Below are 14,382 nucleotides of genomic sequence, written 5' to 3'. Positions count from 1 at the left end.
GAGCAAGCTCGCTCGCACAGGCAAAATGCTCCCACTGTGGGAGCGAGCTTGCTCGCGATGGCGATAGACCAATCACCCTTTCAACATCTGAATAAAGTGAGCTTCAAGCATGAGCAATTCCGGCCGCGCCGACGCACTTCTGGCAGACCTGCCCCGCAATGGCCGTGGCCGACTCAAGGTGTTCCTCGGCGCTGCTCCCGGTGTCGGCAAAACCTACGCGATGCTGCAAGCCGCGCACACGCAACTGCGCCAGGGCGTCAAAGTCATCGCCGGTGTCGTTGAAACCCACGGCCGCGCCGAAACCGAAGCGCTGCTCGGCGGCTTGCCCCAGCAACCGCTGGTGCGTTCGGAATACCGTGGCGTGATGCTCGAAGAAATGGACCTCGACGGCCTGCTCGCCGCCAGACCGAAGCTTGTGCTTGTGGATGAACTCGCCCACAGCAATGCCCCCGGCAGCCGCCACACGAAACGCTGGCAAGACATTCAGGAACTGCTTGCTGCAGGCATTGACGTGTTCACCACCGTCAACGTCCAGCACCTCGAAAGCCTCAACGATCAGGTCCGTGGCATCACCGGCGTACAGGTCCGCGAAACCCTGCCCGACTGGGTTCTGCAAGAAGCCTACGAACTGCTGCTGATCGACCTGCCGCCCCGCGAGCTGCTCGAGCGCCTGCGCGACGGCAAGGTCTACGTGCCGGAACAGGCGCGGGCGGCCATCGACGCGTTCTTCACCCAGACCAACCTTACCGCGCTGCGCGAACTGGCGATGCAGACCGCCGCTGCGCAAGTCGACAACGACCTGGCCCAGGGTTATCGCCAACTCGGTCAGGCAGCGCCCGCCGTGCGCGGTCGCTTGCTGGTCGGCGTCGATGGCGATGAACACGCCGAACGTCTGGTGCGTCACGCCAGTCGCGTCGCCCAGCGTCGGCATCTGCCCTGGAGCCTGGTGCACGTCGACAACGGCAGCGCCCGCGACGAGCAATCGCGCCTGCGCCTGCAAAGTGCCCAGCAACTGGCCGAGCGTCTGGGCGGCGAAGTGGTGTTGCTGCGGGCCGGCGAGGTGGCGAAAACCCTGATCCAGCACGCCGCCGAACGTCGCGCCAGCCTGGTGCTGGTCGGCCAGTCCCGACAGCGCCTGCGTCGGCGGCTGTTCGGCGGCGGCCTGGCGTCACGTTTGCTGCGCGACGCTCGCGGCCTGGAAATCAACGTCCTCGACAGCGATCCTCCGCAGCATCCGCCGCGCCAACGCTCGGCGCCGTCGCTGGTGTGGTTCGACTATGCGCTGGCGCTGGTTGCGACGCTGTTGGCCACTGCGCTTGCCTGGGCCGTGGCGAGCGTCTTGCCGCTGCCGAACATCTCGTTGGTGTTCCTCGCCGCCGTGTTGCTGGTGGCGGTGCGCAGCAGCCTCGGCCCGGCGCTGGCCTGCGCGGCAATGTCATTTCTGACTTACGATTTTCTGTTCATTCCGCCGAATTTTTCCCTGAGCATTCAGCGCGAAGAAGACGTGCTGACCTTGCTGTTTTTCCTCTTGATGGCCGCGCTCACCGGCAACCTCGCGGCTCGCCAGCGCCGGCAATTGCAAGCGCTGCGCGACACTCAGGAAGAAACCAGCGAACTGCTCGATCTGTCGCGCAAACTCACCGCCGCCACCGACCGCCAGGCCGTAATCAGCGCCGCCGCGCAACACCTCGATGGCTGGACCGATGTGCACGTGTGCCTGCTCAATCGCGACGGCCCGGCAGGCTGGAAAGTTGAAACCGGTGGCCCGCTGCAGTTCAGCGAAACCGAACGCGCCGCTGCCGATTGGGCCTGGCAGCACGATCAACCGGCAGGTGCCGGCACCGGTACACTGCCGGGCGGACGTTGGTGGTGGTGGCCGTTGTCGGTGGAGGATGGACCCTTGGCCATCCTCGGGGTCTGCGCCAAAGAAGGTCAGACCCTGAGCGGACAACGCCGGCGTCTGCTGACGGCGTTGAGTCAACCGCTGGCCCAGGCCCTGGCCCGCGCGCAACTCGTCGACGACCTCGAAGCGGCGCGCCTGCATGGTGAAACCGAGCAATTGCGCAGCGCGTTGCTGGCTTCGGTCTCGCATGATTTGCGCACACCGCTGACGTCCATGCGCGGTAGTATCGACAGCCTGCTCGCGCTCGGTGAGGCGATCCCGCTGGAGGATCGCCGCGAGTTGCTCGAAGGCACTCGCGATGAAGCCGAACGCCTCGATCGCTACATTCAAAACCTGCTGGACATGACTCGCCTCGGTCATGGCGCGCTGAAGCTGGCGCGGGACTGGGTGGCGCCGGCAGACATCGTCGGCAGTTCACTCAATCGCCTGCGCGCCGTGTTGACGCCGTTGCAGGTCAGCACCGAGGTACCGGCTGAAATGCCGCTGCTGTACGTGCACGCCGCCTTGATCGAACAGGCGCTGGTCAACGTGCTGGAAAACGCCGCGCGGTTTTCACCGGTCCACGGACGGCTGCAACTGCGCGCTGGTTTGAGCGATGGCGAGATTTGTTTTTCGGTCAGCGATGAAGGCCCGGGCATTCCCGAGGAGGAGCGCGCGAAAATTTTCGACATGTTCTACACCGCTGCGCGCGGTGATCGAGGCGGGCAGGGCACCGGGTTGGGGCTGGCAATTTGTCAGGGCATGGTCGGCGCCCACGGCGGCCGGATCAGCGTCGCCGATGGCATCGATGGACGTGGTACTTGCATCACCCTGCACCTGCCTTTGCAGGAACAGCCAGCGTTGGAGAGTGAGCGTTGAAATCGAAGCCTGATACTCTTCGCCCATCCTTCTGCCGCGACCGCCAACCATGAGTCAGACCGCGACCATTCTGGTCATCGACGACGAACCGCAAATCCGTAAATTCCTGCGCATCAGTCTCGTGTCCCAAGGTTACAAAGTGCTCGAAGCCGGCACCGGCAGTGAGGGCCTGGCGCAAGCCGCGCTGAACAAACCGGACCTGCTGGTGCTCGACCTCGGTCTGCCGGACATGGATGGCCAGCAAGTGCTGCGTGAATTTCGCGAATGGTCGACGGTGCCGGTGCTGGTGCTGTCAGTGCGCGCCAGCGAAGGGCAGAAAGTCGAAGCGCTGGACGGCGGCGCTAACGATTACGTGACCAAGCCGTTCGGCATTCAGGAATTTCTGGCGCGGGTGCGCGCGCTGTTACGCCAGGCGCCGGCAGGGGAAATTCAACAGGCGGCACTGACGTTTGGCCCGTTGACCGTGGACCTGGCCTATCGCCGGGTATTGCTCGACGGCGCCGAAGTCGCGCTGACCCGCAAGGAATACGCCGTCCTCGCGCAACTGGCGCGGCATCCGGGAAGGGTGATCACCCAGCAGCAATTGCTCAAGGATATCTGGGGGCCGACGCATACCGAGGACAGTCACTACCTGCGCATCGTCATCGGCCATCTGCGGCAGAAACTCGCAGACGACCCGACCCGGCCGAGGTTTATCGTGACCGAGGCGGGGGTAGGGTATCGGTTGCTGGATGGGGGTGGCGGCTGAGATGTGCATTCGAAAGCCTTCGTCGCAAGCGGGCTTCTGTGGCGAGCGGGCTTCTGTGGCAAGTGGGCTCTTGTGGCAAGTGGGCTTCTGTGGCAAGCGGGCTTCTGTGGCAAGTGGGCTCTTGTGGCAAGCGGGCTTCTGTGGCGAGGGGGCTTGCCCCCGTTGGGCTGCGCAGCAGCCCCAGTCCGACACATCCGGTGTGCCTGAAAAATCGCAACTGCAGGTATTAGGGGGTGCTGCGCACCCCAGCGGGGGCAAGCCCCCTCGCCACAGAAGCCCCCTCGCCACAGCTGTTCGCACCCATCATTCAAGGCTCGCGCTTCTGCTCACTTTCATACCGGTCCAGCGTATCCCGGGCAATCTCGCGCCCCAGCGCGATCAATTCCGGCGCCTTGTAAAACTCGAAAAACCGGCACACCCGCTTCGGCACGTTGATCAGAATATCCGGCGGATACCCGGCAATCTTGTACTGCGCTAGCGACGTCTGCATCACCTCAAAACTCTGGTTGATCAAATCCAGCAGCGACGCCGGCCCGACGTTATCGATGATGAACGACCCGGTAGCCGACTTCGGCGCACCCGCCTGCTCCGGCGCGGCCGCCGGTTGCTGCGCCTCCGGCTCGGCCGATTCGATCCACGGATTGATCTCCGCCGCCTCCGCCTTCAGCGCTTCCTGCTCCAGCAACAACAACTTCTCTGCCGTCTTGCGCCGAAACGGCATCCTGGACCCCAACGAACTGACCAGATTGTCGAAGCGGCTTTTGAACGCAGGTGGCCGCGGGATCACCGGCAACTGATAGTGCCGCTGGTTGGTGGAGTTGAGGTTGACGGCGATGATCAAATCGCAATGACTCGACACCACCGGCACGATTGGCAACGGGTTGAGCAGGCCACCATCGACCAGCATGCGATTGCCTTGCATCACCGGCGTAAACAGGCTGGGAATCGCCGCAGAAGCGCGCATGGCCTGGTGCAGGCAGCCTTCCTGAAACCAGATTTCCTGCTGGTTGGTCAGGTCAGTGGCCACTGCCGTGTAGGGGATGCGCAATTCTTCGATGTTGATTTCGCCGACGATCTTGCGGATCTGTCCGAAGACTTTTTCCCCGCGAATCGCCCCCAAACGAAAACTCACGTCCACCAGACGCAACACGTCGAGGTAGTCCAGGCTCTCGATCCAGTTGCGGTAGTGCTCGAGTTTGCCGGCCGCGTAGATCCCGCCGACCACTGCGCCCATCGAGCAACCGGCAATGCACGCGATGTCGTAGCCGCGCCGTTCGATTTCCTCGATGACGCCAATATGGGCATAGCCCCGGGCTCCACCCGAGCCCAGCACCAGTGCGACACGTTTTTTCATGAACCGCCCTCGTTTGACAAGGTTCAACAATGCACCCATCGTGGGTCGCGCTTCAATCGCCACGGTCGCTTGGCGGGGCGACAGCGTCGTTTTTTCGACACTGCATGGCGGCTCAGGGTTATTCTCGCAGCGCTGCGGTTTGTGCGGTGGGGCAAGGCACTTTTCCAGTGCCAGACCGTCATACGTGCACGACTGTTTACCTAATGTTGAGGTGTGTTTGATGAAAGCCTGGATCTGTGTGCCCATGATCGCGCTGGCACTCGCCGGTTGTGCCGGCAAAACCGCTTACCGTGACAGCTGCGCCAGCGGTCTCGATGCCGCGTGGCGCGAACTGGACCTGGCCAAGGCGGAAGGTTTCGCCGGCAACGTCAGTTACTCCAAGGCGCTGTCGCTGTTGACCGGCGCCAAGACACAACAGCAATTCGAAGCGTTTGAAGGCTGTAGCAAGAAGGCCGAGAAAGCCCGCTTCTACATTCGCGAGTCGCGCGCGGGCCGTTGAGGCCTGTTGAAAACTTCAGGGGAATTCAAGTCAGGGAGTAAGTGATGTCGGCCTTGGTTGATCGGTTAGTGGCTCATGTGATGGGCCTGGAAGTGCGGGTGATGGTGTGTCAGGCGCGGTTGAGTGAGCGCACCGACCCGGAAGCGTTGCACGATCTGCGCACTACGGTTCGCCGCTTGCGCAGTTTGCTGCGACCCTTGCGCGGCTTGCCCGGCGTCGAGCAACTGGAATCGGCGGCCAAGAGCGTCGGTGACCTGACCACGCCGTTGCGCGACCGCGAAGTGCTGGCGGCGTACTTGCTTGAACACGAACAGCCCGAGGCCGCACAACGGCGCATGGCGCAGATGGCCAAGGCTTATCCGCAAGTTGCCGTAAGCGCGCAAGTGACGCAGTTGCTGATGATCCTCGATGCATTTCCACGCTTTTTGCGTGCGGCGCAGCATCAGGGCTTGCTCCAGGGGCTGCGTAAACGCGTGGAAAAACGTCTCGGCAAACAATGGAAGAAACTCGATCAGGCGCTGCACGACCCCGCGCATGATCGCCACCGTTTGCGGCTGCTGATCAAGCGCGTGCGCTACGGCATCGAGGCGTATCCAGAACTTGATCGCCTGCCCAAACCGGCGGCGCCGCGTCTGAAATCGGCGCAGGCCGCACTGGGCGATTGGCATGATTGCTGGCAATGGCTGGCCCGGGCCGAACAGGAAGCGGATTTGCAACCCTGTGTGCCGATGTGGCAAACCACCATGGCCAAAGCCGAAGCCCGCGCCGACCGTGTGCTCGACAAGCTCAGCGCCAGTTGCTTCAAATCCTGAGCCAACACACATCCAAATTGTGGGAGCGAGCTTGCTCGCGATGGCGCACCGTCAGTCACTGTCACTCTGCCAGTGAAACCGCCTTCGCGAGCAGTCTCGCTCCCACAGGGCTCGTCGATGACTGGCCCCGGCCTATCTGTCCGCTCCTTTGGCCAAAACAAGCCCTGTGTCGTCCGCGCCAGCTGGTTAATATCCCCTCATCTTTTTCCCGTTACCCGAGGTCCCCATGCGCTTTTCCGATTTGCTCGACGCCGTTCGCAGTCAGCCACAAGCGCTGACCATCCCGGCCGAATGGGCGCAGGGACGGGCCAGCTTTGGCGGGCTGGTCGCAGCGTTGCAATACGAAGCCATGCGCGCAAAAGTCCCGGCGGATCGCCCGGTGCGCTCGCTGGCGATTACTTTCGTCGGCCCCGTCGAGCCGGACGTGCCGGTGAGTTTTGAAGTGGAAGTGCTGCGCGAAGGCAAAGCCGTCAGCCAGGTCCTGGGCCGGGCGCTGCAGAAAGGCCAGGTGGTGACGCTGATCCAGGGCAGCTTCGGCGCCTCGCGTCCGTCCGAGGTCGCGGTCACGGCGTTGCCGGCGCCTGAGATGAAGCACTGGGACGAGTGCCAGGAATTGCCCTACATCAAAGGCGTGACCCCGGAATTCATGCGGCACACGGCTATGCGCTGGAGCGTCGGCGGCTTGCCGTTTACCGGTAACAAGTCGCGCGACATGGGCGGCTGGGTGCGTTTGCGCGGCGATGTGAAGGAGGAGGCGCTGAGCGAGTCGCACATTCTGGCGCTGGTCGATGCCTGGCCTCCGGCGCTGTTACCGCACCTGAACAAACCGGCAATGGGCAGCACACTGACGTGGACCATCGAATTCGTTCAGCCGTTGCTGGCGCTGAACACGCTGGACTGGTGCAAATACCTTGTGGAAATCGAACATGCCGCTGACGGCTATGGTCATGCGGCCGCGAAACTGTGGAGCGCAGACGGGCAGTTGATCGCCATGAGTCGGCAGACTGTAACGATTTTTGCCTGATACCTTGTTCCTGATCAGTGCCGACGGTGACGCTCACGCCAGGCTCGCCACCAGCCGCCGCTGAGGAAAAACCGCGGGAAGGTCAGAAACTGCTCGAGCATCAGCCGCGAGACTGCATCTTTGCGACCACTGAACGGCTCGGAGGCCTCGGCCTCCAGGCTATGCCCGTGACGTTGCAGGCCCAACGCGGCGATCAGGCCGATGACGCCAATCGCGAAGTTGGCGAAACTCAGACCGAACACCCCGCAAACCAGCAGCAAAAACGCCACGATAAACAGCGGCACGGCAATCAGGTGCAAGACCAGGTTGGCCGGATGCTGATGATTGTTCGGGTAAGCTCGCCATTGCCAGGCGGGCAGGTTGGGATGACGTTTGCCCATGATGCTGATCCTCGATCCATGTTGTACTCATGCTTGAAGAATAGGCCCGCCCAATCTGCCCGGCGAATCAAGCTTGGCTATCGAAGTGATAGCGGCCATGGTCAAACTCGATACTGCTTGTGAAACCGCCGTCGCGAGCGAGCTTTGCTCCCCGGATTTCGTATGTGAGACAAGTCTGTAGGAGCAAGGCTTGCCCCCGAAGGCGCCCTCAAGCCGTACCCATCAACAGCCAACCCCATCCAGAATGCGCTATCCTTCGCACCTTCAAAATTCCCTCGCTACAGGATCCATCGCCATGAAAGCCGCACTCGTCGAACTCATCAGCAAAATCAGCTCCGGGTGCATGAGCGATGAAGAAATCCTCAAGGTCGCTGACGAAGCGGCTCAGGCCTACGCCGACCCCGCGGCTTTTCTGACAGCCAATCCGGACATCAACTACGACGAGACTTTCCCGATTCCGCTGGGCGAGTGGGTGGTGGTCGGCAGCCTGCCGGAAACCGTGCTGTTTCAGGCTGACACTTATGTAGACCTGTTCGCGCAGATCGTTGCCTCGTTCGGCCCGGGCGTCGATTTCAATATCAAACCCAGGCAACTGGCCAAGACCGAAGCCCTGACGGCGCTGAACCGCATTCAGGTACAGATGGGCAGCATGAACAAGGAGAACGGCGGTTACACGCTGATGAACTTCAGTCAATTGCTCGACGATGAACTGCAAGTGGTGCTGGTCTACGGCAATGACGTGCCGCGCGTGCTCCAGTTGTGCGCCGAACTCGGCATCACCGCCGCGCCGTCGCTGGAAGCGCTGAAAGTGGCGATCCACGTTTGATGGAATAAACGGAACCCTGACATTCGCCGACTATCCTAAGCATGCACACCACTTTTAGGGAGCGACATCATGGGTTCTACGTTTAACGGCCTTATCGGCCTGATCATTCTTGCTCTGGATATCTGGGCGATCATCAACGTACTGAAAAGTGGCGCTTCCACAGGGATGAAAATCGTCTGGGTGCTGCTGATCCTGCTGCTGCCTGTCCTCGGCCTGATCATCTGGGCGATCGCCGGGCCGCGCGGCAACGTGCGGATCTGACGCAATCCCCGGCAACACCACCCACCTGGGAGCTGGCTTGCCAGCGATGGCATCACCGCGGTCTGTCAGATGCACCGCGCCAATCCAATCGCTGGCAGGCCAGTTCCCACAAGGAATGACGCGGGACCTGCAACTGAGGTTCGACCTGTCATCTTCCGCGACGTAGAATGCGCGCCATTCCCGGGCAATCGAGCCTGTCGATTGGCCTTCATGGGCGGGTAACCGTCCGTTGCCGCCGCATTCATCGGAGCACTACCCATGAGCACCACCCCCACCAGCGAATACCTGGAAACCCTCTACGAAGGCTACGGTCAGCGGTTTCGCATGGAAAAACTGCTGCACGAAGTGCGCACCGAACACCAGCACCTGGTGATTTTCGAAAACCCGCGCATGGGCCGGGTCATGGCGCTGGACGGTGTCATCCAGACCACCGAAGCGGACGAATTCATTTACCACGAAATGCTCACCCACGTGCCGATCCTGGCGCATGGTTCTGCCAAACGCGTGCTGATCATCGGCGGCGGCGACGGCGGCATGCTGCGTGAAGTGGCCAAGCATGGCGGCGTCGAGCACATCACCATGGTCGAGATCGACGGCACCGTGGTCGACATGTGCAAAGAGTTTCTGCCGAACCATTCCAAGGGTGCGTTCGACGATCCACGCCTGAACCTGGTGATTGACGACGGCATGCGTTTCGTCGCGACCACCAATGAAAAATTCGATGTGATCATTTCCGACTCCACCGACCCGATCGGTCCGGGCGAAGTCCTGTTCTCCGAGAACTTCTATCAGGCCTGCCGTCGCTGCCTGAACGAGGGCGGCATTCTGGTGACTCAGAACGGCACGCCATTCATGCAGATCGAAGAAGTCAAAACCACCGCCGGCCGCTTGCGCAGCCTGTTCCCGGACTGGCACTTTTACCAGGCCGCCGTACCGACATACATCGGCGGCTCGATGACCTTTGCCTGGGGTGCGACCAACACTGCTTATCGCAAATTGACCCGCGAAACCCTGCAACAGCGCTTCGCCGGCAGCGGCATCATCACTCGCTATTACAACCCGGAAATCCACATCGGCGCCTTTGCTCTGCCGCAATACGTGCTGCAGGCGGTCAACAAGCCAAGCAACGACTAATGTCCTACACGACATCCTGTGGGAGCTAGCCTGCTGGCGATGGCGGCCTGTCAGGCGACTCCGTTGTCGAGCCAAACGCCGCCATCGCCAGCAGGCTGGCTCCCACAGTTGTCTTTGCATTCACACGCTTACAGCCTAATCCCGTTGAACGATATCGCGGTGCAAAAGTCCAGATAGGAGTAAGCCCACTTGCGGGTTTTATCGAGGAGGCACCGATGCAAAAGTGGACAGTCACTTACGTGGATGATCACGGCGAAACAGTCGAGGAAGTCTTTGAGTGCGACGAGTGCCCGGACAACGAGCACGCCGCCACTTTGCTTAAGGAGCGGCTTTTCCCTGTCGCAGCCAAACTGGATCTGAACGATCTGGATGGCCGCACCGACGACGCCAGCGTAAAAAGTCTCATGACCCAGAACAGCATACAAATCCTCGGCATCACCCCCGTCTGATACTCCCCGTGGCACATTTTTGAAACACCAGGCCTTGGCAGCAGCTCTGACTTGCGGCTACTCTGCAAGCGAGATCAGCGAACGGATCGCGCTAAGGTCTGGTCTTGTCAGCTACATGCTTGCTTCCCGGCGGTAACGTGGTTATCGCTTCACTCGCCGCCACGGCTGCGCAGTTGGGAACACGGAAAGTCTATCCAGCAGTGTGAGGGGGACGATTCATGAGCACAGCCTATCAAGAAGACATCAGCAGCAGCGTGCTGCGCCGCATGAAAGAAGGCGGTTTCGATTTTTCCCGGTTTCATCCTATCGAGTTCTACGCCATTTTCCCGGACGAGGAGCGGGCACGCAGGGCGGCAGGTCACTACAACGGCGAATCCATGAACGCACAGATCAGCGTGCGCGATGACGGCGCGTGGTATCTGGAACTGAGCAAAGTGATGTCGGCAACGTATGACGGCATCGGCGATTTCGAGCAGGATTTCGAGGCAGTGGTCGAGCCTTTGGGCGGCATCATCGAAGGGTGGGGCGTCAAACAGGAGGTGCGGGGGCGACTTGCCTGACACCATGAACAGTGACAATGTCCACTCACGGCTAACCTTCGGGTTGGCCGTTTTTCGTTCACCCGCTGACAGCCAGTACCCCGCCTTGCAATGAGGCGCCGCCCTTCAGGCGCGGGCGTTAAACGCCCAGGAACGGTGCGACGTTCTCGCACCGGTCATGCAACCGATTGATCTGAAAGCGATTGTGCCGATGGCACGAGCCTTGCGATGGATGACAGGTCCGGGTGACAAGGAGTACGGCATGATCCGCACCTATTTTGATGAGATGTACGATGCCGGCGGCCAGGTCCGCTCGCATTATCGGGAGTTTGCCCGTTGGCTGGCGGAAACCCCTGACGAGCTGTTGGCCCAGCGGCGACGCGAAGCCGATCTGCTGTTCCATCGCGCCGGCATCACGTTCACCCTCTATGGCGACGAGCAGGGCACAGAGCGGCTGATCCCGTTCGACACCATTCCGCGCAGTATCCCGGCCAGCGAGTGGCGAATCGTCGAGCGCGGCTGCATTCAACGAGTCAAGGCGCTGAACATGTTCCTCGCCGACCTCTATCACGAGCAACGCATCATCAAGGCCGGCATCATCCCCGCCGAACAAGTTCTGGCCAATGAGCAATATCAGTTGGCGATGCAGGGGCTGGATTTGCATCGCGACATTTATTCGCACATTTCCGGCGTCGATCTCGTACGGGATGGCGACGGCACGTACTACGTGCTCGAAGACAATCTTCGTACACCGAGCGGCGTCAGCTACATGCTCGAAGACCGCAAAATGATGATGCGGTTGTTCCCTGAATTGTTCTCCGCCCAGCGCATCGCGCCCATCGACCATTACCCGAACCTGCTGCTCGACACCCTGAAAAGCTCCAGCCCTATCGATAACCCGAGCGTGGTGGTGCTGACGCCGGGGCGCTTCAACAGCGCGTTTTTCGAACATGCTTTTCTGGCCCGCGAGATGGGCGTTGAACTGGTCGAGGGCGCAGACCTGTTCGTGCGCGACGACAAGGTATTCATGCGGACCACGGACGGGCCAAAAGCGGTCGACGTGATCTACCGTCGGCTCGACGATGCCTTCCTCGATCCATTGGCGTTCAACCCCGATTCGATGCTGGGCGTGCCGGGGCTGCTGTCGTCCTATCGCACGGGCAATGTGGTGCTGGCAAATGCCATCGGCACCGGCGTTGCGGACGATAAATCGGTTTATCCGTTTGTCACCGACATGATCCGCTTCTACCTCGACGAAGAGCCGATTCTGAAGAATGTGCCGACATGGCAGTGTCGTAATCCTTCCGAACTTTCCCACGTGCTGGCCAACCTTCCGGACCTGGTGGTCAAGGAAACCCAAGGCTCGGGCGGTTACGGAATGTTGGTGGGGCCGGCGGCGACGGCGGCGGAGATCGAATCGTTCCGACAGCGGATCAAGGCCAAGCCCCATGCTTATATCGCGCAACCGACGTTGTCGCTGTCGACCTGTCCGACCTTTGTCGAAAACGGTATCGCGCCGCGCCACATCGACCTGCGTCCGTTCGTATTGTCTGGTCGCGAAACCCGGGTTGTGCCCGGCGGCCTGACCCGTGTCGCCCTGCGTGAAGGCTCTCTGGTGGTGAATTCTTCCCAGGGCGGCGGCACCAAGGACACCTGGGTGGTCGAGGATTGAAGGAAGCCTGCCATGTTAAGTAGAACTGCCTCGGATTTGTACTGGATGTCGCGTTACCTGGAGCGGGCGGAAAACCTCGCGCGGATGCTCGACATCAGTTATTCGCTGTCGCTGATGCCACAGGATGGTCGCGGTGACGGCTTGCACGAACTCGCCATGCCGCTGCTGATCACCGGCACCCTCGAAGATTACCTCGAGCGCCACGGTGAACTGCACGCCGAGCGTCTGTTGCATTTTTTCGCGCTGGATGCCGCCAACCCGGCGAGCATCTACAGTTGCCTCGGTTCGGCCCGCGCCAGTGCGCACGCAGTGCGTGGGCGAATTACCGCGGACATGTGGGAAAACATCAACGCCACCTGGCTGGAAATTCGCGGGATCGCCGATCAGGGCTTGAGTCGCTACGGCATGAGCCGCTTTTGCGAGTGGATTAAGGAACGGTCCCACCTGTTTCGCGGCGCGTCCTACGGCACGATCATGCGCAACGATGCGTTTCGCTTCATTCGTCTGGGCACGTTTATCGAAAGGGCTGACAACACGCTGCGTCTGCTCGATGCGCGCTATGAAATGGCCGGCGATCAGGCTGAAGCGGTCAATGACGGCACGGCACACGCGTATTACCAATGGAGCGCCCTGTTGCGAGCCTTGTCCTCCTTCGAGGCCTACACCGAAATTTACCGTGATGCCCCCGGCGCCCGGCACGTGGCGGAATTGTTATTGCTGCGCGCTGACGTCCCGCGTTCGTTGCGCGCCTGCACCGAGGAGATCGACCAGATTCTCGCGCAACTGCCCGGCGCCAACGGTCGACCCGCGCAACGACTGGCCGCCGAGATGGACGCTCGCCTGCGGTACACCGGCATCAGCGAAATTCTCGACGAGGGCCTGCACGCCTGGCTGACCGAGTTCATCCCGCTGGTGCGCCAGCTGGGCAATGCCATACACAGTTCGTACCTGGAGGCTGCATGAGACTTTCCATAAGCCACGAGACCACTTATCACTATGAGGATCAGGTGCGGGCGAGCATCCAGTACCTGCGTCTGACGCCCCACGACAGCGAGCGCCAGCACGTGCTGAGCTGGCAGCTTGACCTGCCGCGTCCGGTGCGCGCGCAGCTCGATCCGTTCGGCAACATCCTTCACGTGCTGACCATGGATGAACCGCACGAGGCAATCATCATTGGTGCGCGCGGGCAGGTCGATATCGACGAATTGCGCGAAGCCGAGCATGAGAGCCGGTCAGCGCTGCCTTTTCTGCGTTTCTCCCGCCTGACCGAGGCAGACGAAGCCTTGCGCGTTTTTGCGGGCAAGGCGTGCAAGCAACGTCGCGACCGCACGGCGTTGATCGACCTGATGCACGGCCTGAATCAGCACATGACTTACACCCCGGGCTCGACCGCCGTGGACACCAGCGCAGCGAATGCCTTCGCCGGACGCGCGGGCGTTTGCCAGGATCACACCCATGCGTTCCTGGCGTGCGCACGCAGCCTCGGCATCCCCGCGCGCTACGTGTCGGGTTATCTGTACACAGAGGATTGCGAACACCTGGCCAGCCATGCCTGGGCCGAAGCCTGGCTCGACGACGCCTGGTACAGCTTCGACGTAACCAATGAACTGGCACGCCCCGAACGGCACCTGAAACTGGCAGTAGGCCTCGACTACCTGGACGCCTGCCCGGTTCGCGGCATGCGCCGGGGCGGCGGGTGCGAACAGATGCACGCCAAAGTGTTCGTCTCTCCAACACCGATGCCGATCCCGGCCCCGGTGATCTCCGTCCAGCAGCAATGAGCGCGGGTTGCACCTGTAGGGTAGGAGCCGGGCTTGCTCGCGAAAGCGGTGTGTCAGCCAGCATTAATGTTCAATGACCCGGCCCCTTCGCGGGCAAGCCTCGCTCCCACAGGATCAGTTTCCAACCCAAGTGGCAAAGCTT

15 protein-coding genes are annotated in these 14,382 nt (G+C 61.4%); 13 read left to right on the top strand and 2 right to left on the bottom strand.

The window, feature by feature from the left end; translation table 11 throughout:
- Positions 1-109: 109 nt before the first annotated feature.
- Together ACYZT1_RS16660 and ACYZT1_RS16655 are read left to right on the top strand one after the other, a co-directional pair.
- On the top strand, positions 110-2,761 hold the full coding sequence (locus ACYZT1_RS16660) for a DUF4118 domain-containing protein (protein WP_462015785.1): 2,652 nt from the start codon (positions 110-112) through the stop codon (positions 2,759-2,761).
- Between the two features lie 49 nt (positions 2,762-2,810).
- Entirely contained in the window at positions 2,811-3,509 is a 699-nt protein-coding gene (locus ACYZT1_RS16655; protein WP_462015784.1) for a response regulator, read from the top strand.
- A 307-nt stretch (positions 3,510-3,816) separates the two neighbouring features.
- Here ACYZT1_RS16655 and ACYZT1_RS16650 read toward each other — a convergent pair whose 3' ends face one another.
- Positions 3,817-4,863, bottom strand: coding sequence for a patatin-like phospholipase family protein (locus ACYZT1_RS16650; protein WP_462015783.1), 1,047 nt, complete (start codon positions 4,861-4,863; stop codon positions 3,817-3,819).
- Positions 4,864-5,083: 220 nt separating this feature from the next.
- Here ACYZT1_RS16650 and ACYZT1_RS16645 point away from each other — a divergent pair, with 220 nt between their 5' ends.
- The 3 genes from ACYZT1_RS16645 to ACYZT1_RS16635 all read left to right on the top strand — a co-directional run bounded on the left by ACYZT1_RS16645 (position 5,084) and on the right by ACYZT1_RS16635 (position 7,198).
- Positions 5,084-5,362 (top strand): hypothetical protein, encoded by a 279-nt coding sequence (locus tag ACYZT1_RS16645; RefSeq protein WP_462015782.1) that lies wholly within the window; start codon positions 5,084-5,086, stop codon positions 5,360-5,362.
- Between the two features lie 44 nt (positions 5,363-5,406).
- Entirely contained in the window at positions 5,407-6,174 is a 768-nt protein-coding gene (locus ACYZT1_RS16640; protein WP_462015781.1) for a CHAD domain-containing protein, read from the top strand.
- 226 nt (positions 6,175-6,400) lie between these two features.
- Positions 6,401-7,198 (top strand): acyl-CoA thioesterase, encoded by a 798-nt coding sequence (locus ACYZT1_RS16635; RefSeq protein ID WP_462015780.1) that lies wholly within the window; start codon positions 6,401-6,403, stop codon positions 7,196-7,198.
- Positions 7,199-7,212: 14 nt separating this feature from the next.
- On the opposite strand, the gene ACYZT1_RS16630 is transcribed toward ACYZT1_RS16635, so the two are convergent.
- Positions 7,213-7,578, bottom strand: a complete 366-nt coding sequence (locus tag ACYZT1_RS16630) for a terminase (protein ID WP_462015779.1) — start codon at positions 7,576-7,578, stop codon at positions 7,213-7,215.
- A 295-nt stretch (positions 7,579-7,873) separates the two neighbouring features.
- On the opposite strand from ACYZT1_RS16630, the gene ACYZT1_RS16625 reads away from it, so the two are divergent.
- From ACYZT1_RS16625 to ACYZT1_RS16590, 8 genes are all read left to right on the top strand, one after another.
- Positions 7,874-8,404 carry a hypothetical protein gene (locus ACYZT1_RS16625; protein ID WP_462015778.1) on the top strand — a complete coding sequence of 177 codons (531 nt, stop codon included), beginning with the start codon at positions 7,874-7,876 and terminating at the stop codon, positions 8,402-8,404.
- A 69-nt stretch (positions 8,405-8,473) separates the two neighbouring features.
- On the top strand, positions 8,474-8,665 hold the full coding sequence (locus ACYZT1_RS16620; RefSeq protein ID WP_028622263.1) for a PLDc N-terminal domain-containing protein: 192 nt from the start codon (positions 8,474-8,476) through the stop codon (positions 8,663-8,665).
- Positions 8,666-8,923: 258 nt separating this feature from the next.
- Positions 8,924-9,799: a polyamine aminopropyltransferase gene (gene speE, locus ACYZT1_RS16615; RefSeq protein WP_462015777.1), complete on the top strand. Its 876-nt coding sequence runs from the start codon at positions 8,924-8,926 to the stop codon at positions 9,797-9,799.
- A 215-nt stretch (positions 9,800-10,014) separates the two neighbouring features.
- Entirely contained in the window at positions 10,015-10,248 is a 234-nt protein-coding gene (locus tag ACYZT1_RS16610) for a hypothetical protein (RefSeq protein WP_462015776.1), read from the top strand.
- A 218-nt stretch (positions 10,249-10,466) separates the two neighbouring features.
- Positions 10,467-10,808, top strand: coding sequence for a ribonuclease E inhibitor RraB (locus tag ACYZT1_RS16605; RefSeq protein ID WP_150582968.1), 342 nt, complete (start codon positions 10,467-10,469; stop codon positions 10,806-10,808).
- Positions 10,809-11,049: 241 nt separating this feature from the next.
- The gene (locus ACYZT1_RS16600; RefSeq protein WP_462015775.1) at positions 11,050-12,459 is read left to right on the top strand and encodes a circularly permuted type 2 ATP-grasp protein; all 1,410 of its coding nucleotides are present in this window, start codon (positions 11,050-11,052) and stop codon (positions 12,457-12,459) included.
- Positions 12,460-12,471: 12 nt separating this feature from the next.
- Positions 12,472-13,422, top strand: a complete 951-nt coding sequence (locus ACYZT1_RS16595; RefSeq protein WP_462015774.1) for an alpha-E domain-containing protein — start codon at positions 12,472-12,474, stop codon at positions 13,420-13,422.
- Positions 13,419-14,240, top strand: coding sequence for a transglutaminase family protein (locus ACYZT1_RS16590; protein WP_462015773.1), 822 nt, complete (start codon positions 13,419-13,421; stop codon positions 14,238-14,240). The genes ACYZT1_RS16595 and ACYZT1_RS16590 overlap by 4 nt, the downstream gene beginning before the upstream one ends.
- Positions 14,241-14,382: the final 142 nt, after the last annotated feature.

Source organism: Pseudomonas sp. PB3P13 (assembly GCF_054897735.1).
Note: the sequence above shows the minus strand (reverse complement) of the source record. Positions and strands in the feature narration are given on the sequence as shown.

What these genes read in the sequence shown, in the direction of transcription:
- ACYZT1_RS16660 (WP_462015785.1), top strand. Translation starts at nt 110, where the DNA reads ATGAGCAATTCCGGCCGCGCCGACGCACTTCTGGCAGACCTGCCCCGC.
- ACYZT1_RS16655 (WP_462015784.1), top strand. Translation starts at nt 2,811, where the DNA reads ATGAGTCAGACCGCGACCATTCTGGTCATCGACGACGAACCGCAAATC.
- ACYZT1_RS16650 (WP_462015783.1), bottom strand. Translation starts at nt 4,863, where the DNA reads ATGAAAAAACGTGTCGCACTGGTGCTGGGCTCGGGTGGAGCCCGGGGC.
- ACYZT1_RS16645 (WP_462015782.1), top strand. Translation starts at nt 5,084, where the DNA reads ATGAAAGCCTGGATCTGTGTGCCCATGATCGCGCTGGCACTCGCCGGT.
- ACYZT1_RS16640 (WP_462015781.1), top strand. Translation starts at nt 5,407, where the DNA reads ATGTCGGCCTTGGTTGATCGGTTAGTGGCTCATGTGATGGGCCTGGAA.
- ACYZT1_RS16635 (WP_462015780.1), top strand. Translation starts at nt 6,401, where the DNA reads ATGCGCTTTTCCGATTTGCTCGACGCCGTTCGCAGTCAGCCACAAGCG.
- ACYZT1_RS16630 (WP_462015779.1), bottom strand. Translation starts at nt 7,578, where the DNA reads ATGGGCAAACGTCATCCCAACCTGCCCGCCTGGCAATGGCGAGCTTAC.
- ACYZT1_RS16625 (WP_462015778.1), top strand. Translation starts at nt 7,874, where the DNA reads ATGAAAGCCGCACTCGTCGAACTCATCAGCAAAATCAGCTCCGGGTGC.
- ACYZT1_RS16620 (WP_028622263.1), top strand. Translation starts at nt 8,474, where the DNA reads ATGGGTTCTACGTTTAACGGCCTTATCGGCCTGATCATTCTTGCTCTG.
- speE (WP_462015777.1), top strand. Translation starts at nt 8,924, where the DNA reads ATGAGCACCACCCCCACCAGCGAATACCTGGAAACCCTCTACGAAGGC.
- ACYZT1_RS16610 (WP_462015776.1), top strand. Translation starts at nt 10,015, where the DNA reads ATGCAAAAGTGGACAGTCACTTACGTGGATGATCACGGCGAAACAGTC.
- ACYZT1_RS16605 (WP_150582968.1), top strand. Translation starts at nt 10,467, where the DNA reads ATGAGCACAGCCTATCAAGAAGACATCAGCAGCAGCGTGCTGCGCCGC.
- ACYZT1_RS16600 (WP_462015775.1), top strand. Translation starts at nt 11,050, where the DNA reads ATGATCCGCACCTATTTTGATGAGATGTACGATGCCGGCGGCCAGGTC.
- ACYZT1_RS16595 (WP_462015774.1), top strand. Translation starts at nt 12,472, where the DNA reads ATGTTAAGTAGAACTGCCTCGGATTTGTACTGGATGTCGCGTTACCTG.
- ACYZT1_RS16590 (WP_462015773.1), top strand. Translation starts at nt 13,419, where the DNA reads ATGAGACTTTCCATAAGCCACGAGACCACTTATCACTATGAGGATCAG.